At 44.0% G+C, this 26,302-nt stretch carries 27 protein-coding genes and 1 tRNA gene; 5 read left to right on the top strand and 23 right to left on the bottom strand.

What is annotated here, in order from left to right:
- Positions 1 to 114: 114 nt before the first annotated feature.
- From IE103_RS02575 to IE103_RS02585, 3 genes are all read right to left on the bottom strand, one after another.
- The gene (locus tag IE103_RS02575) at positions 115 to 666 is read right to left on the bottom strand and encodes a DUF1415 domain-containing protein (protein ID WP_189344434.1); all 552 of its coding nucleotides are present in this window, start codon (positions 664 to 666) and stop codon (positions 115 to 117) included.
- Between the two features lie 90 nt (positions 667 to 756).
- Positions 757 to 1,428, bottom strand: coding sequence for a ribose-5-phosphate isomerase RpiA (rpiA, locus tag IE103_RS02580; protein WP_189344435.1), 672 nt, complete (start codon positions 1,426 to 1,428; stop codon positions 757 to 759).
- 95 nt (positions 1,429 to 1,523) lie between these two features.
- On the bottom strand, positions 1,524 to 2,555 hold the full coding sequence (locus tag IE103_RS02585; protein WP_189345067.1) for a serine/threonine protein kinase: 1,032 nt from the start codon (positions 2,553 to 2,555) through the stop codon (positions 1,524 to 1,526).
- 172 nt (positions 2,556 to 2,727) lie between these two features.
- On the opposite strand from IE103_RS02585, the gene IE103_RS02590 reads away from it, so the two are divergent.
- Both IE103_RS02590 and IE103_RS02595 read left to right on the top strand, forming a co-directional pair.
- Positions 2,728 to 3,429, top strand: coding sequence for a UPF0149 family protein (locus tag IE103_RS02590; protein ID WP_189344436.1), 702 nt, complete (start codon positions 2,728 to 2,730; stop codon positions 3,427 to 3,429).
- A gap of 257 nt (positions 3,430 to 3,686) precedes the next feature.
- Complete coding sequence (locus IE103_RS02595) at positions 3,687 to 3,941, top strand: acyl-CoA-binding protein (RefSeq protein WP_189344437.1); 255 nt, start codon at positions 3,687 to 3,689, stop codon at positions 3,939 to 3,941.
- A 142-nt stretch (positions 3,942 to 4,083) separates the two neighbouring features.
- On the opposite strand, the gene IE103_RS02600 is transcribed toward IE103_RS02595, so the two are convergent.
- A complete protein-coding gene (locus tag IE103_RS02600; RefSeq protein WP_189344438.1) occupies positions 4,084 to 5,073 on the bottom strand; it encodes a 2-hydroxyacid dehydrogenase in 990 nt (329 codons plus the stop codon).
- A 262-nt stretch (positions 5,074 to 5,335) separates the two neighbouring features.
- Between IE103_RS02600 and fdxA the strand changes: the two genes are divergently transcribed.
- Together fdxA and IE103_RS02610 are read left to right on the top strand one after the other, a co-directional pair.
- Entirely contained in the window at positions 5,336 to 5,659 is a 324-nt protein-coding gene (gene fdxA, locus IE103_RS02605; RefSeq protein ID WP_189344439.1) for a ferredoxin FdxA, read from the top strand.
- A gap of 93 nt (positions 5,660 to 5,752) precedes the next feature.
- Positions 5,753 to 6,832, top strand: a complete 1,080-nt coding sequence (locus tag IE103_RS02610) for an NAD(P)/FAD-dependent oxidoreductase (protein ID WP_189344440.1) — start codon at positions 5,753 to 5,755, stop codon at positions 6,830 to 6,832.
- 86 nt (positions 6,833 to 6,918) lie between these two features.
- On the opposite strand, the gene IE103_RS02615 is transcribed toward IE103_RS02610, so the two are convergent.
- Complete coding sequence (locus tag IE103_RS02615; protein ID WP_189344441.1) at positions 6,919 to 7,695, bottom strand: SDR family oxidoreductase; 777 nt, start codon at positions 7,693 to 7,695, stop codon at positions 6,919 to 6,921.
- A gap of 395 nt (positions 7,696 to 8,090) precedes the next feature.
- Between IE103_RS02615 and IE103_RS02620 the strand changes: the two genes are divergently transcribed.
- Positions 8,091 to 9,761: an electron transfer flavoprotein-ubiquinone oxidoreductase gene (locus IE103_RS02620; RefSeq protein WP_189345068.1), complete on the top strand. Its 1,671-nt coding sequence runs from the start codon at positions 8,091 to 8,093 to the stop codon at positions 9,759 to 9,761.
- Positions 9,762 to 9,850: 89 nt separating this feature from the next.
- Here IE103_RS02620 and IE103_RS02625 read toward each other — a convergent pair whose 3' ends face one another.
- The 18 genes from IE103_RS02625 to secG form a co-directional block, all read right to left on the bottom strand.
- Complete coding sequence (locus IE103_RS02625; RefSeq protein WP_189344442.1) at positions 9,851 to 10,432, bottom strand: NUDIX domain-containing protein; 582 nt, start codon at positions 10,430 to 10,432, stop codon at positions 9,851 to 9,853.
- Positions 10,433 to 10,446: 14 nt separating this feature from the next.
- Positions 10,447 to 10,749 carry a DUF2818 family protein gene (locus IE103_RS02630; RefSeq protein WP_189344443.1) on the bottom strand — a complete coding sequence of 101 codons (303 nt, stop codon included), beginning with the start codon at positions 10,747 to 10,749 and terminating at the stop codon, positions 10,447 to 10,449.
- A 33-nt stretch (positions 10,750 to 10,782) separates the two neighbouring features.
- Positions 10,783 to 12,261, bottom strand: a complete 1,479-nt coding sequence (gene nuoN, locus IE103_RS02635; protein WP_373295219.1) for an NADH-quinone oxidoreductase subunit NuoN — start codon at positions 12,259 to 12,261, stop codon at positions 10,783 to 10,785.
- Between the two features lie 28 nt (positions 12,262 to 12,289).
- A complete protein-coding gene (locus IE103_RS02640) occupies positions 12,290 to 13,783 on the bottom strand; it encodes an NADH-quinone oxidoreductase subunit M (RefSeq protein WP_189344444.1) in 1,494 nt (497 codons plus the stop codon).
- Positions 13,784 to 13,803: 20 nt separating this feature from the next.
- Positions 13,804 to 15,849 (bottom strand): NADH-quinone oxidoreductase subunit L, encoded by a 2,046-nt coding sequence (gene nuoL / locus IE103_RS02645; RefSeq protein ID WP_189344445.1) that lies wholly within the window; start codon positions 15,847 to 15,849, stop codon positions 13,804 to 13,806.
- Positions 15,850 to 15,939: 90 nt separating this feature from the next.
- Positions 15,940 to 16,248: an NADH-quinone oxidoreductase subunit NuoK gene (gene nuoK / locus IE103_RS02650; protein ID WP_189344446.1), complete on the bottom strand. Its 309-nt coding sequence runs from the start codon at positions 16,246 to 16,248 to the stop codon at positions 15,940 to 15,942.
- On the bottom strand, positions 16,249 to 16,896 hold the full coding sequence (locus tag IE103_RS02655) for an NADH-quinone oxidoreductase subunit J (RefSeq protein WP_189344447.1): 648 nt from the start codon (positions 16,894 to 16,896) through the stop codon (positions 16,249 to 16,251).
- 18 nt (positions 16,897 to 16,914) lie between these two features.
- Entirely contained in the window at positions 16,915 to 17,403 is a 489-nt protein-coding gene (nuoI, locus tag IE103_RS02660) for an NADH-quinone oxidoreductase subunit NuoI (protein WP_186889854.1), read from the bottom strand.
- 40 nt (positions 17,404 to 17,443) lie between these two features.
- The gene (gene nuoH / locus IE103_RS02665; protein WP_189344448.1) at positions 17,444 to 18,529 is read right to left on the bottom strand and encodes an NADH-quinone oxidoreductase subunit NuoH; all 1,086 of its coding nucleotides are present in this window, start codon (positions 18,527 to 18,529) and stop codon (positions 17,444 to 17,446) included.
- A complete protein-coding gene (nuoG, locus tag IE103_RS02670) occupies positions 18,529 to 20,859 on the bottom strand; it encodes an NADH-quinone oxidoreductase subunit NuoG (protein ID WP_189344449.1) in 2,331 nt (776 codons plus the stop codon). Before nuoG ends, nuoH begins: the two co-directional genes overlap by 1 nt.
- Before the next feature lie 79 nt (positions 20,860 to 20,938).
- Entirely contained in the window at positions 20,939 to 22,234 is a 1,296-nt protein-coding gene (gene nuoF / locus IE103_RS02675; protein WP_189344450.1) for an NADH-quinone oxidoreductase subunit NuoF, read from the bottom strand.
- On the bottom strand, positions 22,234 to 22,731 hold the full coding sequence (gene nuoE / locus IE103_RS02680) for an NADH-quinone oxidoreductase subunit NuoE (protein ID WP_189344451.1): 498 nt from the start codon (positions 22,729 to 22,731) through the stop codon (positions 22,234 to 22,236). The genes nuoF and nuoE overlap by 1 nt, the downstream gene beginning before the upstream one ends.
- 72 nt (positions 22,732 to 22,803) lie before the next feature.
- Positions 22,804 to 24,057, bottom strand: a complete 1,254-nt coding sequence (locus IE103_RS02685) for an NADH-quinone oxidoreductase subunit D (RefSeq protein WP_189344452.1) — start codon at positions 24,055 to 24,057, stop codon at positions 22,804 to 22,806.
- 9 nt (positions 24,058 to 24,066) lie between these two features.
- A complete protein-coding gene (locus IE103_RS02690) occupies positions 24,067 to 24,666 on the bottom strand; it encodes an NADH-quinone oxidoreductase subunit C (RefSeq protein ID WP_189344453.1) in 600 nt (199 codons plus the stop codon).
- A 35-nt stretch (positions 24,667 to 24,701) separates the two neighbouring features.
- Positions 24,702 to 25,178, bottom strand: coding sequence for a NuoB/complex I 20 kDa subunit family protein (locus IE103_RS02695; RefSeq protein WP_186923149.1), 477 nt, complete (start codon positions 25,176 to 25,178; stop codon positions 24,702 to 24,704).
- Positions 25,179 to 25,195: 17 nt separating this feature from the next.
- Positions 25,196 to 25,555: an NADH-quinone oxidoreductase subunit A gene (locus IE103_RS02700; RefSeq protein WP_186889862.1), complete on the bottom strand. Its 360-nt coding sequence runs from the start codon at positions 25,553 to 25,555 to the stop codon at positions 25,196 to 25,198.
- Positions 25,556 to 25,682: 127 nt separating this feature from the next.
- Positions 25,683 to 25,767, bottom strand: a tRNA-Leu gene (locus IE103_RS02705).
- Positions 25,768 to 25,862: 95 nt separating this feature from the next.
- Complete coding sequence (gene secG, locus IE103_RS02710; RefSeq protein WP_189344454.1) at positions 25,863 to 26,243, bottom strand: preprotein translocase subunit SecG; 381 nt, start codon at positions 26,241 to 26,243, stop codon at positions 25,863 to 25,865.
- Positions 26,244 to 26,302 lie beyond the last annotated feature (59 nt).

The raw sequence follows: 26,302 nt of genomic DNA on the forward strand, positions 1-26,302 counted from the left end.
TGACTGTTTACAGCACTTAAGCTCGCGCAAGAAATGCATAAAAACACAAACGAAACGGACATCTGGCAAGAAAAATCACGCCCATCATGCCCGCTTCAAAGTCACGCGCTTCGATTAAATGAATAATTTTTTCCAAGCTTCATGCCCTAATGCGCGCAGGGTCTGAATATTTTTATCGTAAATTTGCTCGGCTTCTGGAAACGCCTCAACCGCTTTATCTATGCTTTCTTCGCGTAGCAAATGCAGCGTTGGAAATGGTGATCGATTTGTATAATTATCGATATCATCAGGCGCCGCATCTTCAAATTGATATTGCGGGTGAAAACTCGCCACCTGCAATATACCGTCCAAATCCAACTCTTCTACAGTCGCATCAGCCACCTCAAGAAAATCGTTATAGTCAAGAAAATCTTGCATAACAAAAGGATGTATCAATAAGCATGTATCGATTTTTTCTGGATTCGCTTCCGCCAAAACTTCAAGCTCCGCTACCAAATCTTTCAATAAAGCCTCTGGCGTAGTCGCATGACTAACGAAATAGCGAATTTGATCTTTAATATGCACGCCTTTTGCAAACGGGCAGAGATTTAAGCCGATAACTGCTTTCTCCAGCCATAACTTAGTTTGTGCGATTACGACTTCATCCTTAATTTGCGCATCTTCCATCTTGTTACTTTCAATTGATTACTACCACGACGACTAAATTTCATTACGATCACGATGATCATTGCAATCGATCCAACTTCATTAAGTGCACTAGAACTGCAAAGTCTTCACACCTTCAGATGTACCCAGCAAACAAACATTCGCGCCCTGAACTGCGAATAATCCCACAGTGACAACGCCAACAATGTTATTGATCTGCTTTTCTAAAGCGATAGGATCTACGATTTGCAAACCATAAATATCGACGATCACATTTCCGTTATCTGTTAACAATGCAGCGCCATCTTTCATGCGCAATTTAGCCTCACCACCGATTGCATTCAAAGTGCGTATAACAGATTCGCGCGCCATAGGAATCACTTCCACTGGCAAGGGAAATTTACCTAATAAATTCACCAATTTAGAACCATCTGCGATACAAACAAAGGATTTTGCGACCGACGCAACGATCTTCTCACGCGTTAAAGCGGCGCCACCACCTTTAATCATTGCTCCACTCGCTGTAATTTCATCTGCGCCATCGATATAAACTGGCATTGCACTAACTTCGTTTAAGTCAAATACTGTAATTCCATGTGCACGCAAACGACTTGCGGTTGCTTCAGAAGAAGCTACCGCACCTTTAATTTTGTGTTTGATTTTTGCAAGCTCATCGATAAAAAAATTGGCAGTAGAGCCAGTACCAACACCAACGATTTCACCTTCAACGACGTAAGCAATCGCTGCTTGCGCAACTGCTAGTTTTAATTCATCTTGTGTCATAGCTATCACATAAAAAGGAAAGTAATCAGAATAGCGTGATTGTAAACGAAGCGTATGTATTTAGACGCCACATCAATACCATCCGCATAAATTTATCAAACACGTAATGGCGCTTCGTCCAACAATGCAATTTGCTCACGCATCTCCAAAATGCGATCTTGCCAATAGCGCTGCGTATTAAACCAAGGAAAACCTTGCTTAAATGCGGGATCGCCCCAACGTTGCGCTAGCCAAGCGGAATAATGCAACAATCGCAAGCTGCGCAATGCCTCAATCAAATGCAACTCCGACGAATTGAAGTGATAAAAATCCTCGTACCCCGTCAAGATATCGCATAATTGATCTTGCATTTCTCGTCGCGAACCTGACAATAACATCCACAAATCCTGAATTGCGGGTCCCATACGACTATCATCAAAATCAACAAAATGCGGCCCAGGATGTGCGCCCGCCTCAGTCCACAATACATTTCCCATATGGCAATCGCCATGCAAGCGTAGATTTTGCACATTGCCTGCCTGTTGATATGCACCATTTACCGCCGCCAACATCGTGCGAGCAGTGGATTCATATGCATGCAAAATATCAGCGGGAATAAAATCATGTCGCAACAAAAAATCCAGCGAGGCATCACCGCAAGTCTGCGGATTGATCGTTGGACGAAACTGGAAAGGTTCGCGCGCACCAATCGCATGAATACGCCCCAAAAATCGCCCTATCCACCCCAAGGTTCCAGAACGATCCAATTCAGGAGCACGTCCACCTTGTCTTACAAATACAGCAAAACGAAAACCGGCAAATTCCCGCAAACTATTTCCACTCGTATCTACGAGTGCAGGCACAACTGGAATTTCAGCTGCATGAAGTTGATTTACAAATTGATGCTCCTCGCAAATTTGCGCGTCACTCCAGCGCAATGGACGGTAAAACTTCACCACCAACGGTGGCGCGTCGTCCATACCTAACTGGTAAACACGATTTTCATAGCTATTTAAAGCTAACAGTCGTCCATCACAATGAAAACCCTGTGCATGCATTGCATCAAATACACAATCAGGACTTAAGTTGGAGAAGTCTGTTGGATTTAATGAGGTCGAAGCTCGATCATCCAATTGATCATGGAGCATTTTTTCATCAGGATTTAGAATATTTGGGCGCATAACACGCATTGTACGTGCTTTATCACCACGAAATAGAAACAAAGCGCTACACTTCTGCAATTAAATCAATGCGTAAGTCAATACGTAAATAACGCAACGATAAGATCAAAAAAAAACCACCTGGAAACGAGCAAGTATCATGCATCTAGATGAACCACTAAGTGACAAAGAGTTTAACGAACTCGACAAATTTTTAATGTCAGACGCTGTCGGCGATGATGGCATGACCATGGATGCCCTGCATGGCTACCTTACTGCAATCGCGCTTGGACCTGAGGCAATCGCAATGACGGAATGGTTACCGCACGTATGGGGTCTTCCAGACCAAGGCGAGCCCAAATTCAAAAACGCCAAAGAAATGCAGCGCATCACCAATTTGATAGCGCGTTTTATGAACGAAATTCAAATTACTTTTGAAGTCGCGCCACAAGAATTCGAACCATTATTTTGCGTGATGGAAGAAAACGGCAAAGAATTGATTGATGGCGAAACTTGGGCTTGGGGATTTTGGGAAGGTATGCAATTACGCGCAGAAGCTTGGGAAGCCGCATGGGAATCTCCAACAATTGCACCGCTGCTCGAACCCATCTACCTGCTCGGCGCAGAAGAAATTAAAGAAGAAGAGACTAAACTAGTTGATACAGCTGAAAAATGTCATCACTTAGCCTTAAAACTAGAAGCCTCGATAGGAGAAATTCGACGCTTTTGGGCACCAATACGTAAGTCTGGCGTAACTACCGTAAAACGTGATACGCCAAAAGTTGGGAGAAATGATCCTTGCCCTTGTGGCAGCGGGAAAAAATTTAAAGTTTGTTGCGGTGCAGAGCCAACCATACATTAATTTTCGCTAGGCCCAGACTGCATTGACTTAGCTACTTTCTTAAAACGCCAGAATAATCTGGCGTTTTTTATGCGCCCCAACTTTCTAAACAACAAATCAAAATCCAGTTTGAGGGATTCTTCTATAGGAAGGCAATAACAATACTGTTAAGCTTGGCTCTGGAAGCAACACAGGATCGAGCAACAAATGATCGCATCAATGCTTCTCAATGAATACTTCTCAGCGTTTTTATCCCTTTTCAGCATCAGGAGATCTTTATGAGCCTCGTCGAACAATTTAATCAAGCTCAGGCCGATTCCAAAAACTTACCGGAACGTCCTGACAATATGACTTTATTGAAAATTTATGCGCTATTCAAGCAAGCTAGTTCCGGTGACGCTAGCGGTGATCGCCCAGGTATGACTGACTTTGTCGCACGTGCAAAATTTGACGCTTGGGCAGAATTAAAAGGTACTTCCAATGAAGCAGCAATGCAGCAATATATTGATTTAATCGAATCGCTAAAAGACTAATTTACCAACAATTCTTGGCAAAAAAGCTCCTCATTTTTCGGTAAATCGGCATCTGTAAACAGGTACAAACCAACAATCTTTGTACCTGTTAATTCACCCCGAAAGCAGATCTAAATGGAAACTTCAAAGGATTCAAAAAGGATTAGATTTCCAACACCTCGGGATTGAGTAAATCTGGTGGCACCTCGCCACGTACTGCCGAAATCATGTTTTTGACTGCCCTATTCACCATTGCTCTACGAGTTCGCTCAGATGCGCTCGCAATATGCGGAGTCAACACCACATTCCTTAACCCTAAAAAATCAGGGTGAAATCGCGGTTCATTTTCAAAGACATCTAATCCTGCACCCGCAATTTGACCGTTACGCAGCGCTTGAATTAAAGCAGCATCGTCGACGATCCCTCCGCGCGCAATATTAATTAAGGTCGCGCTTGGCTTCATTTGAGCAAGTTCGGTAGCACCAATAATATGATGTACTTCGGGCGAATACGGCAACGCCAATATCAAATGATCGGCCTGTCGCAATAGTGTCTGTTTATCGACATAGCGCGCGTGATGTGCCGCCAACTCTTTCTCTTCACTAAGTTGACTACGATTGTGATAAATCACCTCCATACCAAAACCGCTGGCACGACGCGCAATTGCCTGCCCTATACGACCCATGCCCAAAATTCCCAAACATGATCCGTGCAAATCTGCTCCCACAAAAAAATCCACACTCCATTTCGTCCACAGACCGGCTCGTAAGAAATGCTCAGCTTCGGTGACGCGTCTCGCAGTTGCCATCATCAGCGACCATGCAAAATCAGCAGTGGTTTCATTCAACACATCAGGTGAATTAGTAGCCATCACCCCATGCCGCGTACATGCTCGCAAATCAAAATTATCGTAACCAACCGCAATAGTAGAGATTATTTTTACGCCAGATAACTTAGTCAATAAGTCTTGATCGACTTTTGCACTTGAAGTACAAATCATGCCAAATTTCCCTTGCAAGCTTTCTGCCAGTTCAATAGGCGAAAAAATTCTATCCTCTTGATTTAGCTCAAGCTCAAAGAAATTACTCAATTGCGCGAGCACATCGGGAAACATCGCACGTGCGACAAGCAACTTTGGCAAGGAAGTTTTCATAGTCTTTTGTAGTAAAAAGGCAGAATTTAAAAGGAGAAACTGATTATACGGCACAGTAAACCAGTTACACCAAAGCCTCACTTTGAAGAATTTAAGATCTTACGGCGCAGAATCGATTGCCAGATATCACATTTACTTATGCTAATTTTATCTAAGCCGCAATTGTGAGTTAGAACGATTTGCCTTAAAATACAAGGCTTTGCAGCTACCTCAATTTTCTAGTAGCGCTTCATCCCCCGATTTCTTTATTGATAGGCCTGTTATGACCCACGTTGTGACCGAATCCTGCATCCGTTGCCGTTATACTGACTGCGTTGATGTTTGCCCAGTGGACTGCTTCCGCGCAGGTCCAAATTTCCTCGTTATTGATCCTGATGAATGTATCGATTGCGCAGTCTGCGTGGCCGAGTGCCCAGTCAATGCGATCTATGCTGAAGAAGATGTGCCGCAAGACCAGATGCAATTCATCAAAATCAATGCTGATTTGGTTCGCAGCTGGCCATCTATCACAAAAACTACCGCTCCCTTATCAGATGCAGATGAGTGGAAAGATGTGAAAGATAAATTGCAATATCTCGAACGATAATCGTAATCACGCGATTATTTGATAATTGCGTAATTAGTGAACTGATTTAGTGAAATCAGTTTGCTTCATTTTTCTAAAGAATATTAAAGTCGTATGGACAATACATCAAATCCAGCAGTATCTACTCCAAGCAATGTGATCGAAGCCGATGCAGTCATCGTTGGCGCAGGTCCAGTTGGCTTGTTTCAAGTCTTTGAACTTGGCTTACTTGAAATCAAAGCACACGTCATCGACTCATTGCCAGTCGTTGGCGGACAATGTGTTGAGTTATATCCAGACAAACCTATCTACGATATTCCTGCCGTTCCAGTTTGTACTGGTCAAGAATTAACCGATAATTTGCTCAAACAAATCGAACCGTTTGAACCAACTTTCCATTTAAATCAAGAAGTCACTTTAGTGCAACGCCGTGCTGATGGTCGTTTTGACTTGGAAACATCCTTAGGTACAAAGTTCATCACCAAAACGATCTTCATCGCAGCTGGTGTTGGTTCATTCCAACCGCGCACCTTAAAAGTAGACGGCATTGAAGCATTTGAAGGCTCGCAGGTATTCTATCGCGTCAAAGATCCTAGCCGTTTCGAAGGTCGTAACTTGGTAATTTGTGGTGGCGGCGACTCCGCACTCGATTGGGCTTTAGCGTTAGCTGGCAAAGCAGAGTCTGTGATTTTGTTGCACCGTCGTGAAGATTTCCGTGCAGCTCCTGCCTCAGTCGCCAAAATGAAAGAAATGTGCGACAACTATGAAATGCAATTGATCATCGGCCAAGTGACCGGCATCGAGACCAAAGATGATAAATTAGCTGAAATCAAAGTAACTGGTGCAGATGGTGTTACACGTCGCTTGCCACTCGATGATTTATTGGTGTTCTTCGGTTTATCACCGAAACTCGGCCCTATCGCTGATTGGGGTTTAGAAATCGAGCGTAAGCAATTAAAAGTGATGGACACGGAAAAATTTGAAACCAATGTACCTGGTATTTTTGCGGTCGGCGACATCAATACTTACCCAGGTAAGAAAAAATTGATTTTATCTGGCTTCCATGAAGCCGCACTCGCTGCTTTTGGTGCTGCACCGTATATTTTCCCTGAGAAAAAAATCCACATGCAGTACACAACAACATCACCAAAATTGCATAAGATTTTGGGAGTTGAATCTCCAGTATTCGATTAAATTTAATTAAATTACCATCAAAAAAGCGCAAAGAATTTCTTTGCGCCTTTTTATTTAAAACACCACTAATGAATGACTAAGTCGTACTACGACGCACTAAGGCCGTCATCCGCAGAAACGATAGATCCGTTAATGAACCGAGACTCTTCCGCAGCTAACAAAAGTAACAATCCATCTAAATCTTCTGGTGTACCCACTCGCTTTCGGGGCAACATATCGATGAGTTTTTTCCCTTGTTCTGTTCTAAAATGTTCTTCGTTAATTTCTGTTTCAATGTAACCTGGGCAGATCGCATTTACATTAATTCCGAATTTACCCCACTCCACTGCCATCGCTTTAGTCATCTGCACCACAGCTGCTTTACTCATGCAGTAAATACCTAATTGTGGGATCACGCGCAATCCAGCAACAGATGCAATATTGATGATACGGTGCTGTTTTTTGTGATCGCCTTTATAGCGTGCAATCATTCGTTTAGCAGTTTCCTGTGCCACAAAAAAGGAGCCGCGCTGATTTGTATCCATCACGAACGCATAATCTTCTGGTGTGACATCCACTAATTTTTGCTGAGTCGAAACTCCGGAATTATTAATCAGAATATCAATCGGCCCAGCCTCTGTTTCCGCATGCGCAATTGCCGATTTAATGCTCGCATAATCTGTCACATCTAGCGTCACTACATGTGCAGCACCACCATCCGCCTCGATTTCGGCGCGCAGTTCTTTTAAACGATCTACTCGACGTGATGCCAGCACAACCTGAGCACCAGCCATCGCCAACACTTTGGCAAAGCGCGCCCCCAATCCACTAGATGCGCCAGTAACAAGAGCGACCTTACCTTCAAAATTGACTTCTATACCCATTTCGATCTCCAACAAATTATCAATATAAATTCCGCTTGCGCCAAATAACAATTTAATTGAATAAGAATTTCGTTACCCAGCGATTTCCTTGAAATCATACTCGCAATCAACATTGCGATGGGCAATTACTGAATCGTTAATCTACTGAAATCAATTTTTTATTGAAAAAGACTAGTCTTTGAATAGAAATTCAGCATTTTCTCGATGCACTTAGTTAAGGTTTAGAATGAAAATCTGGGATAATTCGAATTCGAGTGCGAATTCAAATTACAACAGCAATACCGCATTAGAAATCCACCACTAGTCGATCACCTTGCACATTTACGTAAGTGCCAATAAGATCGTGCATCAACTTTAGCTAGCTACAGCATTCAAATTAGAAAGTCCTTACTATGATGACTACTTCACAAAAATTACTAGAAGAATACGGACCGCGTGATGCGATGGAATATGACGTCGTCATTGTCGGCGGTGGCCCTGCTGGCTTGTCTGCTGCAATTAAGCTCAAACAATTGGCGTCGGAAAGCGGAAAAGAAGTGTCAGTAGTAGTGCTAGAAAAAGGTGGCGAACCTGGCGCACATATCTTGTCTGGCGCAATTATGGATCCGATTGCACTTGCCGAGTTATTCCCCGATTGGAAAGAATTAGGAGCGCCGTTAAATACACCTGTTACCGAAGATCGTATTTATGTTCTAACTGAAAATAGCGCATTTAAAACGCCAAATTGGTTGGTTCCAAAATGTTTTCATAACGAAGGCAATTACATCGTCTCGCTTGGTAACGTCACCCGATGGCTTGCACAGCAAGCAGAAGCGCTTGGTGTAGAAGTATTCCCTGGCTTCACCGCAGCAGAAGTGCTATTCAATGAAGATGGCTCGGTAAAAGGGGTTGCCACCGGCAATATGGGTGTCAATCGCGAAGGTGAAGCTTCATCATCCTTCCAAATCGGAATGGAATTGCATGCGAAGTACACACTATTTGCAGAAGGTGCACGTGGACATCTTGGCAAACAGATGATCGCCAAGTATGAACTTGATAAAGGGAAAGACCCTCAATCTTACGGTATCGGCATTAAGGAATTATGGGAGATTGATCCATCCAAACATCAAGAAGGCCTAGTGGTTCACACGACTGGCTGGCCAATGATGAGTGACTATGCTGGCTCATTCCTTTACCACTTAGAGAACAATCAAGTAGCCGTCGGTTATGTGGTCGGTCTAGCTTACGAGAACCCATACATTTCGCCGTTTGAAGAATTTCAACGGTTTAAGACTCATCCTACGATTCGTGGCTTCTTTGAAGGTGCCAAACGTATTTCCTATGGCGCACGTGCGATCACCGCTGGTGGACTACAATCACTGCCCAAACTAACTTTTCCGGGTGGCGCCTTAATTGGCTGTGATGCAGGCTTCTTAAACATGAGCCGAATTAAAGGAAGTCATGCTGCAATCAAAACAGGTATGCTCGCAGCGACCGCGGCATTTGAAGCACTGGGTGCCAATCGACAGCATGACGAGTTGATCGCTTACACAAGCGCATTTGAAGCCTCTTGGTTGCATGAAGAATTACATGTCGCGCGTAACGTCAAAAATTTATTGAAAAAAGGTGCTTACGGTTCACCTTTGGTATGGCTAGATCAAGTGTTATTGCGAGGTAAAGCGCCCTGGACTTTGCGCCATTCGACACCAGACCATGCCTGTCTGCGCCCTGCTTCTGAGTTCACACCGATTAACTATCCTAAGCCAGACGGTAAGTTAACTTTTGATCGCTTGTCTTCTGTATTCATCTCTAACACCAACCACGCTGAAGATCAGCCTATCCATCTGACATTGAAAGATGCTAGCGTGCCGGTCAACGTTAATTTAGCAAAATATGCAGGTCCAGAAAGCCGTTACTGCCCAGCAGGTGTATATGAATTTGTGAAAACAGATGAAGGCAACGATCGCTTGCAAATCAATGCACAAAACTGTGTGCACTGTAAAACTTGCGACATTAAAGACCCGACACAGAATATCGTATGGGTGACACCTGAAGGTGGTGGCGGGCCGAACTACCCAAGTATGTAATTGGTCAACAGTAAGATCCGTAATTGAATAGATCCATCAACAGATCCATTTCGGAACATAAAAAAACCGCTGTTTTCAGCGGTTTTTTTTTATAAATTCCATTCTTGGTTTACCAGCTTATCTAACCAAAACGCACCAATCACCGTTTTTACATCCGTGACTTTTCCTGCTTTGACCCAGTCCAACAATTCAGAAAGTGGCACCGTAAAGGTCTCCAAAAACTCTTCTTCATCGAGCTTTGCATCACCTGCGACTAAACCACGCGCGAGATAAATATCTAAGTGCTCATCAGCATAAGCAATTGCGTTATGAATTGTGCAAACAAACTGCCATTCACTAGCGGTATAGCCAGTTTCCTCTTTAAGTTCACGTTTAGCGCAGACGAGTGAATCCTCGTTTGGGTCAATCTTCCCAGCTGGAAATTCAATGAAGACTTGATTCAGAGGATAACGAAACTGACGCTCCATCAAGACCGAGCCATCATCAAATAAGGGAAGAATCACGACAGCACCAGGATGCTTGATGTATTCTCTGGTGACTAATTTGCCGTCAGGCAGTTTAACGGTATCTTTTTCTACTTGTAAAAAGCTACCTTGATAGACTGACCGACTATCAATTTTGGTTTCTGCTAATTGAGGATTTTGATCAGGTTCTAGATCAAGTATGCGCATGGCGATTCCAAACCTTAATCTGCGCTTTTTCGTAAATAGCGATAAACAAAACCAGGGAAAGCAAAGACAATGAAAAGACAAGCGGTAATCGCATAAAACTCCCATCCTTGTGGAAAGCGATTACCTGCATTCGATTCAAGTAGAAATCCAAGTGCACCGACGACAAAATAAAGCACAAGCAATTCTAACAATCGCAGCCATACACTTTTCTTGCTATTCAATTGTATTAAGCCAAAAACACGCTCTGTAAAGAATGGCAAGCTAGCGGCAAGAAGTGCCACGACAATCACAAGCGAACTTGATAGTGATGTATTCAAAGCACTTCTCGTCTAAAGGAATAGTCAACCAATTTAAGAAGCCAAAGTGCTCTTAATTGCGTTAATACAGCTTTGCAATAATGAGCCTGGCATGATACCCAAAATCAGCACTGCTAAACCATTCGCACTTAAGACGATCTTCAAGTCCATGTGGGCAACGATAGGAGAAGTATCAACAGGCTCATCAAAGTACATCACCTTAACCACACGTAAGTAGTAGAAAGCACCGATCAAAGAGAACAAGACAGCAACCACTGCTAACCAAATCTGACCCGCTGCAACGACTGAACTTAAGACCGACAATTTAGCGTAGAAACCCATCAACGGAGGAATACCCGCCAACGAGAACATCAGCAACAACATAATGAAAGCGAACCACTTATTGCGCTTATTTAGACCTTTGAGGTCAGCGATATTTTCTGCCTCAAAACCAGCACGTGACAACAACAAAATAATGCCGAACGTACCCAAAGTTGTCATCACATAGGTGATCGCATAAAACATCGACGCACTGTAAGCTTCTCCAGCTAAACTAATGTTGCCGTTTGAAACACCAGATAAGAAACCGAGCAGCATAAAACCCATTTGAGAAATCGTTGAGTAAGCCAACATACGCTTCAAATTGGTTTGAGCAATCGCAGTAATATTACCAATTGCCATAGATAATACAGCGAGGACCATCAACATTTGCTGCCAGTCGACTACTTGTGGGAACAAGCCTTCCACCAACAAGCGATAAGTAATTGCAAATGCTGCTAATTTAGGAGCACCACCTAATAACAGGGTTACGACCGTAGGCGAACCTTGATAAACGTCAGGCACCCACATATGGAACGGCACAACGCCTAATTTAAAAGCTAAACCTGCTACCAAAAATACGATACCAAACACCAAAATTGGTTTGTTTGCGGTGGCGGAAGCGGCAATGACAGACATTTCATTCAAGTTCAATGTACCAGTCGCACCGTAGAGCATAGAGATTCCGTACAACAAGAAACCAGAAGCTAAAGCACCCAATACAAAATACTTCATCGCCGCCTCAGTAGAAACCGTATGGTCACGACGCAATGCAACCAAGGCATATAATGCTAGGGACATCAACTCTAAACCAAGATAAATAATCAAAAGATTATTACCTGAAATCATGACCATCTGGCCCAGCAATGCGAATAAAGCTAGCACGTAAAATTCACCGCCAAGCAAGCCATTAGTCATTCCGCGGTCGCTTGCATATTGGCGACCATAAATCAAAGTGACGCCTACCGCAATGTAACTAAACATCTTTAGCAAGTTAGACATTGCATCAGAGACAAACATATTATTGCTGAGATAAACCGGACTAGATGTCGTTGCGTTCATCGTTAGCACACCGCATACGCCCAAAGCAATCAGGCTCAACGCATACGTCACATTGCGCTTATCGTCAGCCAGAAACATATCGATCAACAAGATCGCACAAATCGATAGCAGTAAAAATATCTCAGGATACAGTGATGTTGGAATCATGTTCATATTATTGATTTCTAATTTCTAATGACGATTATGGAGCAATTTTCGAAGTTGCAACATGCTTCAACAAATCGGCCACGGATACTTGCATAGCATCGGTAAATGGCGCTGGATAGAGTCCCATAGCAATCACAGCGATTGCTAACACACCCAACATAAAGAACTCACGGCTATTTAAGTCGCTTAATTTAGCTACATGGTCATGCGTAATCGCACCAAACACCACACGTTTAACCATCCACAAGGAATAGGCTGCACCGAAAATTAAAGCTGTCGCAGCTAATAAACCAATCCAGAAGTTAAATTTAACAGCGCCAATGATGACCATAAATTCGCCAACGAAACCAGAAGTAGCTGGAAGACCGCAATTCGCCATCGAGAATAAAACGAATAAAGCGGCAAACTTAGGCATGGTATTGACCACTCCACCGTAGTCAGCGATTTCACGTGAATGTACGCGATCATACAAAACGCCAATACACAAGAACATCGCAGCAGAAATAAAGCCATGCGAAATCATTTGTACAATCGCGCCCTGCACTGCTAATTCATTAAACATGAAGAAGCCAAGTGTCACGAAACCCATGTGGGCAATTGATGAGTACGCAACCAGTTTTTTCATGTCCTTCTGCACCAGTGCTACTAGGCCAATATAGATGACGGCAATCAAAGACAGCGTAATCATCATGCCAGATAAATAGTGGCTTGCATCTGGCGCAATTGGTAAAGAGAAACGCAAGAAGCCATAAGCACCAAGCTTCAACATAATCGCTGCCAAAACCACAGAACCACCAGTTGGTGCCTCGACGTGAGCATCAGGCAACCATGTGTGCACTGGCCACATCGGAACTTTCACGGCGAAAGCCATTAAGAATGCAATAAATAACAGAATTTGCTCATGCAAACTCAATGGCAATTGATGCCAAGTCAAGATATCGAAAGATTGATTTGACTTGAAGTAGAGATAAATGATTGCTACCAGAGTCAACAAAGAGCCGAGCAAGGTGTATAAGAAAAATTTGAATGCAGCATAAACACGATTCGGTCCGCCCCAAATACCTACGATGATGTACATCGGAATCAATGTCGCTTCGAAGAAGACATAAAACAACAATCCGTCTGTCGCGCAGAAAACACCAATCATGAGACCAGACAGAATCAAGAACGCGCCCATGTATTGAGCCACATTTTTCTCGATCACTTCCCATGCCGCAATAACGACGATAACCGTAATAAATGCGGTCAAAGGCACTAGCCACATTGAGATGCCATCGACACCGAGCGCATAGAAAGCATTAAATCGTTCGATCCAATTGAATTGTTCAACAAACTGCATACCATGCGCAGCGTTATCAAATCCTTGAATCACAGGAATTGTGACAGCAAAGCTAATTAGCGAACCAACTAAGGCAATCAGACGAACCAATGATGGGTTCTTATCACGACCAAAAGCTAATACGAAAACGCCAAATGCGATAGGTAACCAAATCGACAGGCTTAATAATGGAGAGTTTGACAGCATCATGATTATCTTATTATGGTCACTTATTTAGCAAACGGTGTAGGCGCAAAATGCATGAAATAAATCAAGAAGCCTAATACACCCAAAATCATTACCAGCGCATAGTGATAAATGAATCCAGTCTGGAACAAGCGAATTAATTTGGAGAACAAGCCAACTAATTTCGCACTACCATTTACGACTAAACCATCAATCAAACCTTTGTCGCCCACATTCCACAAGCCACCGCCCAATAAGCGCGCACCACCAGCAAATACGACTTCGTTAAATTTGTCCATGTAGTATTTATTATCAAGCAAAGCAAATACTGCACTGAACTTCTGCTTAATCATGGTAGGGATCAATGGTTTCACCATGTAGAAGTAATAAGACAAAGCAACGCCAGCTACCGCCAACCACAATGGCGCAGTTTGTAAAGAGTGCACAGCCATCGCTTGCCAGCCATGGAACTCTTGCTTTAACTCACTCATCGCATGATGTGCATGTGAATCAACAAAGATCACATCTTTAAAGAAATCACCATATAGCATAGGTTCGATCACGTACAAACCAATCAATACAGATGGGAACGCTAACAACACGAGTGGAACCCAAACTACAGCAGGCGATTCATGTGGTTTTTGTCCTGGTGCCAAGCCATGATGATGATCATCATGGTGGTCGTCGTGTCCATGTGCAGCATGTGCATGTCCGAAGTTTTCTTTGCCATGGAACACCAAGAAATACATACGGAAAGAGTAAAACGCGGTCACGAACACACCAGCCAATACCGCGAATTTAGCGAAACCAGAGCCAGGCAGATGTGACAACATCACTGCTTCAATAATCGAATCTTTTGAATAGAAACCAGAGAAGAATGGCGTACCAATCAAAGCTAAAGAACCTAGCAAAGATGTGATCCAAGTGATCTTCATGTATTTACGCAGGCCACCCATGTTACGAATATCTTGATCATGGTGCATACCTATGATGACGGAACCAGCTGCCAAGAACAATAAGGCTTTGAAGAAAGCGTGCGTCATCAGATGGAACACGGCGACAGAGTAAGCCGAAGCGCCCAAAGCAATGGTCATATATCCCAATTGAGATAATGTTGAGTACGCGACGACACGTTTAATATCATTCTGAATAATGCCAAGGAAGCCCATGAACAATGCGGTGATAGAACCGATAACCATGATAAAACTCAAGGCTGTGTCGGACATCTCAAACAAAGGAGACATGCGAGCGACCATGAAAATACCTGCGGTCACCATCGTTGCAGCATGAATCAATGCAGAGATCGGTGTTGGACCTTCCATCGAATCTGGCAACCAAACATGCAAAGGAAATTGTGCAGATTTACCCATCGCACCAATGAACAAGCAAATACATGCAACAGTAATTAACATCCAATCCGTGCCAGGCAACATCAAGGGAGCGAGCTGCTCTTTCTTTGCGAACACTTCGGCATAATCCATCGAACCAGTGTAAGCAACCAACAAACCAATACCTAAAATGAAGCCAAAATCACCAACGCGATTGACCAAAAATGCTTTCATGTTGGCATAAATTGCCGTCGGCTTGGTATACCAAAAACCGATCAACAAATAAGATACCAAGCCAACCGCTTCCCAACCGAAGAAAAGCTGCAAGAAGTTATTGCTCATGACGAGCATCAACATCGAGAATGTGAACAAGGAGATATAAGCAAAGAAGCGGTTATAGCCTTCATCTTCCGCCATGTAACCAACAGTGTAGATATGCACCATCAGCGACACGAATGTGACCACGCACATCATCATCGCTGTCAAACTATCGACTAAAAAACCAACTTCCAACTTCAAACTACCCACTGTCATCCAGTGATATAAAGTCGCGTTGTATCTTGCTCCATCCAAAACTTCGGATAAAGTCATACAAGACAAAATAAAAGCGATCAAGACCCCAAGAATCGTCGCAGAATGCGACACCTTGCGTCCAACCAGATTTCCAAAAAATTTGGTGCCTAACAGACCTGCTATTGCCGCACCAGCTAATGGTGCTAATGGTACTGCCAGCAATAAATGTGGGTTAAGTTGCCCCGCCATAATGACCCTTTGTTATCTTGATTCTTTTAAATTCTAGAATTGTCTTACTTGTCGCCGACTAAAAAAATTATCCGCTAAAAATACTAGCTATTAGCCTTTCAAGCTTCCCAAGTCGTCAACATTGATTGTGTCCAAATTACGGAATAAAACAACCAGAATCGCTAATCCTATCGCTGATTCAGCAGCGGCTACCGTCAAAATGAAAAACACAAATATCTGCCCCGCAGCATCCCCAAGATAGTGAGAGAACGCTACGAAATTCATGTTCACTGATAACAACATCAATTCTATTGCCATCAATAAAACGATGATGTTCTTGCGATTCATGAAAATACCAACTACTGAAATCGCAAATAAAATCGCGCCTAAAATCAAAAAGTGAGTTAATGTCAAAGTCATTTATGCACCTGTTTTTTCTGTATTTGTCTGTGCATCGTTTTGCGTCGCTGTGCGATCAGACTCCGCCTTCATGCTGACGATACGAATACGATCAGCGCGCTTCACTTTCACCGCCGCAGCTGGATCAAAATACTTGCTGTCTTTGCGACGACGCAACGTTAAGGCTACCGCTGCAACAATCGCCAATAACAAAATTACTGCCGCAACTTCAAACGCAAAAATGTAATTCGTAAAAATCTCTATACCTAATGCTTTTGTTCCGCCAATTTCAGACGCAGCTGCTGGCACTGAATTGTCAGGACGCAAAAAGCCCTTCAACAATACCGCGGACATTTCAAGCGCTACGATCACGCCAACGATTGCAGCTAACGGCAAACGCCCCCAAAAGCCCTCGCGTAATTTATCCATATTGATATCTAACATCATCACGACGAATAAAAACAAGACCATGACAGCGCCAACATAAACCAACACCAACACAATCGCTAAAAACTCCGCTTTCAATAACAACCAGATGCCCGCTGCAGTAAAGAACGACAACACTAAAAACAATGCAGCATGAACAGGATTACGCGCAGTAATCACCTGTGTCGCAGCGAGAATCAAAATCGCTGAGAATGCATAAAATAAAGCAGTAACAAAATCCATAATTCGGCTCTTCCAGTCTTAGCGGTATTTGGCGTCAGCTTGACGTGCTGCCGCAATCTCTGGTTCGTAACGATCACCCACTGCCAGCAACATCTCTTTAGTGAAATACAAGTCACCCCGTTTTTCACCGTGATATTCCAATACATGCGTTTCAACAATGGAATCAACCGGGCAAGATTCTTCGCAAAAACCGCAGAAGATACACTTAGTCAAATCGATGTCATAGCGTGTGGTACGACGTGAACCATCCTCACGTTGATCGGACTCAATCGTGATTGCCATCGCTGGGCACACTGCTTCACACAATTTACATGCGATACAACGCTCTTCACCATTTGGATAACGACGCAAAGCATGCAAACCACGAAAACGTGGAGACTGAGGTGTTTTTTCCTCAGGAAACTGCACCGTGATTTTACGTGCAAACATATAACGACCAGTCAAGGCCAAGCCCTTGATCAACTCGCGCAGCATTAAACTGCCAAAGAAATCCTTAATTGCTTCCATTATTTGCTTCCATTATTTGCTAGCGTTTTTCTTTAGCTGATTACTTCCAAATATTCCAGGAGGTTTGCATCCATGCAGCGACGATAACCAAATAAACCAAGGTCAGTGGGATAAATACTTTCCAGCCCAATCGCATAATTTGATCATAGCGATAACGTGGGAAAGAAGCACGTGCCCAAATAAACAGGGACACCACAAAGAAGGTTTTCACACCCAACCAAATCCATCCAGGTAAATAAGCCAACAAGCCTAATACAGGCACTTCGTGACCAATTGGAGAATTCCAGCCACCCAAGAACATTAAAGACGCGAGTGCAGAAATCAAAATCATGTTGGCATATTCTGCCAAGAAGAACATCGCAAAGGACATACCAGAGTATTCAACCATATGACCAGCAACGATCTCGGACTCACCTTCAACAACGTCGAAAGGATGGCGATTTGTTTCGGCAATACCGGAAATGATGTAAATCACAAACATCGGCAACAACGGCAACCAGTTCCAAGACAAGAAATTCCAGCCTTGCTCTGCGAAGTAACCTTTAGATTGACCATTAACTACATCAATTAGATTTAAACTACCAGAGACCATCAACACAATAACCAGAACGAAGCCCATCGCGATTTCATAAGAAACCATTTGCGCCGATGCGCGCATCGCACCGAGGAAAGCATATTTCGAATTTGAAGCCCAACCCGCGATGATGATGCCGTAGACTTCCATCGAAGTGATCGCCATGATCAACAACAAGCCTGCATTTACATTCGCCAACACCACATCTGGGCCAAAAGGCACAACCGACCACGCAGCTAACGCAGGCATAATCGTCATAATCGGAGCGATAACGAATAAAACTTTATTCGCTTTTGCTGGAATAATGATTTCTTTAAGCAGCAACTTCAAAGCATCTGCAATAGGCTGCAATAGACCAGCTGGGCCGACCCGATTTGGACCAAGACGCACATGCATCCAGCCAATCATTTTACGTTCCCACAAGGTCAAATAAGCAACGCAGCCCATCACTGGTAATGTGATGCAAACAATCTTGATCAACGTCCACACTAATGGCCACAAACCACCAAGGTATTGCACGCCGTAAGATTGAACCGTATCTAAGAAATTCATTATGCACGCTCCACATTAATTGGGCCGAACATCGCACCCAGTTGATGCGTTGCCAAAACACCGGCAGCCACGCGTACGACTGTCGCGGGCAAAGATTTATCAAGCTTGGCAGAAACCATAACTGAAGCACCTGCTTGTGTGAGTTTTACAAAATCACCATCTGCGATACCAAGGCGAGCAAACTCCGCAGCACTTAAACTCACTACGCTCACTTTTGCGTCAGCGGTACGCTGTAAGGATTCGGCACGACGAACAATTGCATCTGTACTGTAAATCGGCACATCAGAAACACGCTCTAAACCAGTAACCGCGGCAGAAGTCGCAATAGCAACATCAGCCCAATTAGTTAATTTATTCGACAAATCAGTTTGTCCTTGCCCCAACACCGCATCGCGAACTGATTCGGCTGTTTCAAATTCAAAGTTGTCCAAGCCTAGCAAGTTACCAAGTACGCGTAAGACCTTCCATGCTGGACGAGTGTCGCCCAAAGGTTTAACTACACCGTGGAAACTTTGCGCACGACCTTCACAGTTTACAAAAGTACCTGCAGTTTCTGTGTAAGGAGAGACTGGCAACAATACATCAGCATATTCCATGCCGTGCTTAAATGGAGACATGACCACAACCATATCAGCTTGCGCCAACACAGCTTGTGCTTGGCTTGGATTTGCAAAATCGTGTTCAGGCTCGGCATTCAACAAGATTACTGCTTTACGTGCATTACTCAAGACTTTTGCTGCAACTTCCGCACTCGCTGGTACCGCATCAGCCAAATAAGCACCGACAGTATTTGCCGCTTCTGTCAGATAGCCAAAGCCAGCGCCAGTATTCTGTGCAATCCATTGTGCTAAAGCGTGAAGTTTAGCAGCGTCAGGATGTTGCGCTGCTGTATTTCCTAGGAAAACACCAGATGAAGCCGCTTCCGCGCCAGACAATAAGCTGGTCGCAATTGCTTGTGCTGATTCTGATACAGTTACCTCTGCCAATCCAGCTGGTTTCGCAATTTGCTTAGTGTTGGCAACTGCGGTGGCAACTTCAGACAAGAAAGACAACCAAGCAGATGGCGCTAATACGGTCTTAGTAGCGACCTTCATTAACAGTTCATCGTCGGTTGCATGCAAAACGCTTAATTTCGCACCAGACTTCACTGCCTGACGCAAACGCGCTGCCAGCAATGGATGATCTTTACGTAAGAAAGAACCAATCACAAAAACATTTTTCAACTGCGCAAATGCCGCAATTGACATACCCAACCACGGTTTAATCTTTGCTGTCAGTGCAAAGTCTGATTGGCGCAAACGCGTCTCGATATTTTCAGAGCCCATGCCACGAACCACGCGTGCCAACAAACTCATTTCTTCCAAGGTGGAATTTGCAGTCGACAAACCAGCAATCGAGTTCGCACCGTGTTCATGTTTCACATTCTTCAAACCATGCGCCACATATTCCAATGCGGTCTGCCAGTCAGTTTCTTGCCATTGGCCGCCCTGCTTCAACATAGGCTTGGTCAATCGATCTGCGCTATTCAAACCTTCATAAGCAAAACGATCTTTATCCGAAATCCAGCACTCGTTCACTGCATCATTCTCTAAAGGAACAACACGCATTACTTTATTGTTTTTAACCTGAACGATTAAATTGGAACCGAGTCCATCATGCGCACTAACGGACTTACGACGAGACAATTCCCAAGTACGAGCAGAATAACGGAAAGGCTTAGAGGTCAATGCGCCAACAGGGCAAAGATCAATCATATTGCCAGACAATTCAGAATCAACAGTCTTACCGACAAAGGAAGTAATTTCAGAGTGCTCGCCACGACCCAGCATACCGAGTTCCATTACCCCGGCGACTTCTTGACCAAAGCGGACACAGCGCGTGCAATGAATACAGCGGCTCATCTCTTCCATTGAAATCAATGGGCCTACGTTTTTGTGGAAAACAACACGCTTCTCTTCTTGATAACGTGAACTGGTCTTACCATAGCCTACTGCCAAATCCTGTAATTGACACTCACCGCCCTGATCGCAAATCGGGCAATCCAATGGGTGATTGATCAACAAGAATTCCATTACATCTTTTTGTGCTTTAGTCGCTTTATCACTATTGGAGCGCACAATCATGCCTTGCGTAACTGGCGTCGCGCATGCTGGTAATGGCTTAGGAGCTTTTTCAACTTCCACTAAACACATGCGGCAGTTTGCTGCAATCGACAATTTCTTGTGATAGCAAAAGTGAGGAATGTAAGTGCCAAGTTTATTGGCAGCTTCCATGACCATGCTTCCCGCAGGGACTTCTACTTTTTTGCCGTCTATTTCAATTTCAACCATGGTGTGCTCTGGGTACGCTAAGCGAATAAATATTCAGACTTGAATGAAGTTTCAATTCAAGAACAAACTAAAGCCTTGTTTATAAATAAGTCGGAACCAAGCAATGTTTATGCTCGATATGGTATTCAAACTCTTCACGGAAATTCTTAACAAATGCACGAACAGGCATTGCAGCTGCATCGCCCAAAGCGCAAATCGTACGACCTTGAATGCCGTCTGCAATCGCATTCAACATATCTAAATCATCTGGACGACCTTGACCGTTTTCAATGCGATGCACCATGCGATACAGCCAACCTGTGCCCTCACGACAAGGCGTACATTGACCGCAAGACTCTTCGAAATAGAAGTAAGACAAACGCAGCAAAGACTTAACCATGCAGCGTGTTTCATCCATCACAATTACCGCACCAGAACCAAGCATAGATCCGGCTTTAGCGATAGAGTCGTAATCCATATCTGTCGCCATCATCACATCGCCAGTCAAGACTGGCATAGATGATCCACCTGGAATAACCGCTTTGATTTTTCTACCGTCACGCATGCCACCTGCCAACTCAAGTAAAGTCGCAAATGGTGTGCCAAGTGGCACTTCGTAATTGCCCGGCTTTGCTACGTCACCAGACATAGAGAAAATCTTAGTACCGCCATTGTTTGGCTTACCCAAAGCAGCATAAGCTTCACCGCCCATTGCTAATACAAATGGGACAGCAGCAAAGGTTTCTGTGTTGTTGATTGTCGTTGGCTTACCATACAAACCAAAGCTCGCTGGGAAAGGCGGCTTAAAGCGAGGTTGACCTTTTTTGCCTTCTAATGATTCCAACAATGCTGTTTCTTCACCGCAGATGTAGGCACCATAACCATGGAAAGCATGTAACTGGAATGAGAAGTCAGAGCCGTGAATGCGATCACCGAGCATGCCAGCGGCACGCGCTTCTTCCAAGGCTTCTTCAAAGCGATCGTAATCAGCGAAAATCTCACCGTGGATATAGTTGTAACCAACCGTGATACCCATTGCGTACGCGCCAATCGCCATACCTTCGATCAAGGCATGCGGATTGTAGCGAATGATGTCGCGATCTTTAAATGTACCTGGTTCGCCCTCGTCCGTATTGCAGACGAGATATTTTTGACCTGGAAATTGACGCGGCATAAAGCTCCACTTCAATCCCGTTGGGAAACCTGCACCACCGCGACCGCGCAAGGAAGATGCTTTCAGCTCTGCGATGACTTGCTCTGGAGGGATTTTTTCATCCAAAATACGTTTCAATGATTGATATCCACCACGTGCAACGTAATCTTGCAGATGCCAGTTTTTTCCATCTAAACCCGCGAGAATTAATGGCTTGATATGGCGATTATGTAGGCTCGTCATTATTTCCCCGCCCCTGTTGTCTGACTTAATTCACTAACCAAGGCATCGATCTTTTCATTCGACATAAAGCTACACATGCGTTTGTTATTGACTAGCAATACTGGAGCATCACCGCAGGCACCCATGCATTCACCTTCCATTAAGGTAAACTGACCGTCAGCACTCGTTTCTTTGTAATCTAAACCTAATTTTTGCTTTAGGTGATGCGCAGCTCGCTCACCTCCAGACAAAGCACAAGGCAAATTGGTGCAAACGGTAATTTTGTGCTTACCGACTGGCTTTGTGTTGTACATATTGTAGAAGGTCGCTACCTCTTGCACTGCAACTGCAGGCATACCAATATAATCGGCAACGAATTGCATAACCTCTGGCGACAACCAATTAGTTTCGTCTTGTGCAATCGCCAGCGCAGCCATAACAGCCGACTGACGTTGATCCGCAGGAAATTTCGCCAATTCGCGATCAATTTTTTTTAGTGCTTGCTCTGATAAGACCATCGCTTTTGCCTCAAATATCGGCGCTTACATAGGGCCGATCAACTATCAATATTAAATTTTACGATTCACGAATTAGCGGTCAATTTCACCAAATACGATATCTTGGGTACCAATAATGGTTACCGCATCCGCAATCATATGACCTTTTGCCATCTCATCTAGACCTTGCAAATGGGCAAAACCAGGAGCACGAATCTTCATGCGGTATGGCTTATTCGCACCATCTGACATCAGATAAATGCCAAATTCACCTTTTGGATGCTCAACTGCGGAATACACCTCACCAGCAGGCACATGAAAGCCTTCCGTGAACAATTTGAAGTGATGGATCAACTCTTCCATATTCGACTTCATATTAACGCGACTAGGTGGAGCAACCTTGTGATTCGTTGACATCACTGGACCTGGGTTATTGCGCAACCACTCAACACATTGCTTAATGATACGATTTGACTGACGCATCTCTTCCACGCGTACCAAATAGCGATCATAACTATCACCATTCACACCAACTGGAATATCGAAGTCAAGCAAATCATAAACTTCGTAAGGTTGTTTTTTGCGAATATCCCATTCGATTCCAGATCCACGCAGCATAGGCCCGGTAAAGCCCATTGCCAATGCACGCTCTGGCGAGACAACACCAATTCCAACCAGACGTTGTTTCCAAATACGGTTATCGGTCAATAGAGTTTCGTACTCGTCGACATATTTTGGAAAACGGTTTGTGAAGTCCTCAATAAAATCAAGCAAGGAGCCTTGACGATTTTCATTCAACAAACGAATTGCTTTTTCATTTTTCAAAATAGATGCCTTATGCTTTGGCATCTCATCTGGCAAATCACGATACACACCACCAGGGCGATAGTATGCAGCATGCATACGCGCACCAGAAACTGCTTCATAGCAGTCCATCAAATCTTCGCGCTCACGGAATGCATACAACATCACCGCCATCGCGCCCACATCCAAACCGTGCGCACCAATCCATAGCAAGTGATTCAAAATACGTGTAATTTCATCAAACATCACGCGAATATATTGCGCACGCAATGGAACTTCTAAGCCGAGCATTTTTTCGATTGCCATCACGTAGGCATGCTCGTTGGACATCATGGAAACGTAATCCAGACGATCCATGTAAGGAACGGATTGCAGGAAGGTTTTTTGTTCCGCCAATTTTTCTGTCGCACGATGCAACAAACCAATGTGCGGATCAGCTCGTTGAATAACTTCACCATCCAACTCAAGCACCAAACGCAACACACCATGCGCAGCTGGATGCTGAGGACCAAAATTTAAGGTGTAATTCTTAATCTCTGCCATGTCGCGTCCTTAACCCTTAATCCCGTAATTTTCTTCGCGAATAATACGTGGCGTATTTTCACGTGGCTCAATTGTGACAGGTTGATAGACCACACGCTTTTGATCTGCGTCATAACGCATCTCAACATATCCTGAAATTGGAAAATCTTTTCGGAAAGGATGACCAATAAATCCGTAATCAGTCAAAATTCGACGCAAGTCATTGTGACCATCAAACAAGATACCGAAGAAATCAAATGCTTCACGCTCGTACCAATTCGCCGTACTCCAGACATTCACCAATGATGCCACAATAGGAAATTCATCATCTTCCGCAAACACACGAACACGCAAGCGCCAGTTATGTTTAACTGAAGTCAAATGTGACACCACAGCAAATCGCTCACCTTGCCAAAGTCCATCACCATAAGTGGAATAATCAACTCCACAAAGATCGATTAATTGCTCGAAGCAAGTAGCAGCACTATCTCGCAAGTCGAACATCACTTGCAAATAATCTTTAGCCGAAACAACAACAGTCAACTCACCGAGCGCCAAATGCGACTGCACAAGTCGCTCACCGATGACACCTTTTACTGCCGACTCGAGATTTTCTAGTTTGGTAGTCATTTTGTCTTAATGTATAAATTTCTCTGCCAAAGCGTTTAACGGGCGATGGTATTGGTTCGCTTGATCTTGTTCTGCAACTGAATAATGCCGTAAATTAAGGCTTCCGCTGTTGGTGGACAACCCGGCACATAGATATCAACTGGAACAATGCGATCACAACCGCGCACGACGGAGTATGAATAATGATAATAGCCGCCACCGTTCGCGCATGACCCCATAGAGACCACCCAACGAGGCTCGGCCATCTGATCATAAACTTTACGCAAGGCCGGCGCCATCTTATTACACAAAGTTCCAGCAACAATCATCACATCCGACTGACGCGGAGATGGACGAAACACCACACCAAAACGATCCAAGTCATAACGAGAACAGCCTGCATGCATCATCTCAACAGCACAGCAAGCCAGACCAAACGTCATGGGCCACATCGAACCTGTTTGCGTCCAATTAATCAGCTTGTCCAAACTAGTGGTAACAAAGCCTTCGCTTAATACGCCTTCAATTGACATAAGCTTTTCCTATGAGGTCACTCCCAATCGAGTGCGCCTTTTTTCCAGATGTACCAAAAACCGACCGCAAATTCCAAGATGAAACCAAGCATCACCAAGAAACCTGTCCACCCCAACTCTTTCACAGACACAGCCCATGGGAAGAAGAATGCAGTTTCCAAGTCGAACAAAATAAAGAGAATTGCAATGAGGTAGTAACGCACATCAAACTTCATACGCGCATCTTCAAAGGCTTCAAAGCCACACTCATAAGCAGATGTTTTTTGATTATCTGGACGATGCGGCGCAAGAACGCGCCCAAGAACTTGCGGCACAATACCAACCGCAATACCGACCAAAATAAAGAGAAGAACTGGGAAATAATTTTCGAGGTTCACGTTAGCTTATCCGTATAAAAACGCAACATTGAGATGTTAATTGCATGCTTGAGTGATTGCTCAATTCAAACCTAAACGCAACCACTTCCTCGATCAAGTCAAGCGCAGAAAACTTAACTTATTCTTTTGGTGCCGACGACGAGACTCGAACTCGTACAGCTTTCGCCACTACCCCCTCAAGATAGCGTGTCTACCAATTTCACCACGTCGGCATAAGCCCAGCATTGTACTCGTTTCGACTCAATTGTTCAACGCACAATTGCAGTAATTCAAGATTTTTTTGCCGGACAAACTGATCTAAATTAATTTATTTTGGAATTTCCGCAGCTTGACCAGATGCAGAGGCTGCCGCCGCCGCTGCTGGCACCGACGCAGCCGTTGCAGAAGCACTTGCAGGAGCAACTTTAGTTACTGGCAAATTATCCATCACACCAACAGACGGTGCTTTATTTGCACCAAATGAAGTCAAGATCAAGGTCGCGATAAAAAACACCGCAACAGCTACTGCTGTCGACTTTGACAAAAAATTTGATGAGCCTGTTGCACCAAACAAACTACCCGACGCTCCCGAGCCGAATGAGGCACCCATATCCGCACCCTTACCATGCTGCAACAACACAAGCCCAACAATAATCAACGCAGAAATTACCTGAACGATCATTACCAACGTAGCCAAAGAAGTATTCATTTAAAACATCCAATCCAAATTAATCTTTTTTACAAAACACAAATATACAAACTGACTTT

The organism is Affinundibacterium macrobrachii (genome assembly GCF_014652415.1).
GTDB lineage: Bacteria > Pseudomonadota > Gammaproteobacteria > Burkholderiales > Burkholderiaceae_D > Undibacterium > Undibacterium macrobrachii.

What these genes read in the sequence shown, in the direction of transcription:
- IE103_RS02575 (WP_189344434.1), bottom strand. Translation starts at nt 666, where the DNA reads ATGGAAGATGCGCAAATTAAGGATGAAGTCGTAATCGCACAAACTAAG.
- rpiA (WP_189344435.1), bottom strand. Translation starts at nt 1,428, where the DNA reads ATGACACAAGATGAATTAAAACTAGCAGTTGCGCAAGCAGCGATTGCT.
- IE103_RS02585 (WP_189345067.1), bottom strand. Translation starts at nt 2,555, where the DNA reads ATGCTCCATGATCAATTGGATGATCGAGCTTCGACCTCATTAAATCCA.
- IE103_RS02590 (WP_189344436.1), top strand. Translation starts at nt 2,728, where the DNA reads ATGCATCTAGATGAACCACTAAGTGACAAAGAGTTTAACGAACTCGAC.
- IE103_RS02595 (WP_189344437.1), top strand. Translation starts at nt 3,687, where the DNA reads ATGAGCCTCGTCGAACAATTTAATCAAGCTCAGGCCGATTCCAAAAAC.
- IE103_RS02600 (WP_189344438.1), bottom strand. Translation starts at nt 5,073, where the DNA reads ATGAAAACTTCCTTGCCAAAGTTGCTTGTCGCACGTGCGATGTTTCCC.
- fdxA (WP_189344439.1), top strand. Translation starts at nt 5,336, where the DNA reads ATGACCCACGTTGTGACCGAATCCTGCATCCGTTGCCGTTATACTGAC.
- IE103_RS02610 (WP_189344440.1), top strand. Translation starts at nt 5,753, where the DNA reads ATGGACAATACATCAAATCCAGCAGTATCTACTCCAAGCAATGTGATC.
- IE103_RS02615 (WP_189344441.1), bottom strand. Translation starts at nt 7,695, where the DNA reads ATGGGTATAGAAGTCAATTTTGAAGGTAAGGTCGCTCTTGTTACTGGC.
- IE103_RS02620 (WP_189345068.1), top strand. Translation starts at nt 8,091, where the DNA reads ATGACTACTTCACAAAAATTACTAGAAGAATACGGACCGCGTGATGCG.
- IE103_RS02625 (WP_189344442.1), bottom strand. Translation starts at nt 10,432, where the DNA reads ATGCGCATACTTGATCTAGAACCTGATCAAAATCCTCAATTAGCAGAA.
- nuoN (WP_373295219.1), bottom strand. Translation starts at nt 12,261, where the DNA reads ATGAACATGATTCCAACATCACTGTATCCTGAGATATTTTTACTGCTA.
- IE103_RS02640 (WP_189344444.1), bottom strand. Translation starts at nt 13,783, where the DNA reads ATGATGCTGTCAAACTCTCCATTATTAAGCCTGTCGATTTGGTTACCT.
- nuoL (WP_189344445.1), bottom strand. Translation starts at nt 15,849, where the DNA reads ATGGCGGGGCAACTTAACCCACATTTATTGCTGGCAGTACCATTAGCA.
- nuoK (WP_189344446.1), bottom strand. Translation starts at nt 16,248, where the DNA reads ATGACTTTGACATTAACTCACTTTTTGATTTTAGGCGCGATTTTATTT.
- IE103_RS02655 (WP_189344447.1), bottom strand. Translation starts at nt 16,896, where the DNA reads ATGGATTTTGTTACTGCTTTATTTTATGCATTCTCAGCGATTTTGATT.
- nuoI (WP_186889854.1), bottom strand. Translation starts at nt 17,403, where the DNA reads ATGGAAGCAATTAAGGATTTCTTTGGCAGTTTAATGCTGCGCGAGTTG.
- nuoH (WP_189344448.1), bottom strand. Translation starts at nt 18,529, where the DNA reads ATGAATTTCTTAGATACGGTTCAATCTTACGGCGTGCAATACCTTGGT.
- nuoG (WP_189344449.1), bottom strand. Translation starts at nt 20,859, where the DNA reads ATGGTTGAAATTGAAATAGACGGCAAAAAAGTAGAAGTCCCTGCGGGA.
- nuoF (WP_189344450.1), bottom strand. Translation starts at nt 22,234, where the DNA reads ATGACGAGCCTACATAATCGCCATATCAAGCCATTAATTCTCGCGGGT.
- nuoE (WP_189344451.1), bottom strand. Translation starts at nt 22,731, where the DNA reads ATGGTCTTATCAGAGCAAGCACTAAAAAAAATTGATCGCGAATTGGCG.
- IE103_RS02685 (WP_189344452.1), bottom strand. Translation starts at nt 24,057, where the DNA reads ATGGCAGAGATTAAGAATTACACCTTAAATTTTGGTCCTCAGCATCCA.
- IE103_RS02690 (WP_189344453.1), bottom strand. Translation starts at nt 24,666, where the DNA reads ATGACTACCAAACTAGAAAATCTCGAGTCGGCAGTAAAAGGTGTCATC.
- IE103_RS02695 (WP_186923149.1), bottom strand. Translation starts at nt 25,178, where the DNA reads ATGTCAATTGAAGGCGTATTAAGCGAAGGCTTTGTTACCACTAGTTTG.
- secG (WP_189344454.1), bottom strand. Translation starts at nt 26,243, where the DNA reads ATGAATACTTCTTTGGCTACGTTGGTAATGATCGTTCAGGTAATTTCT.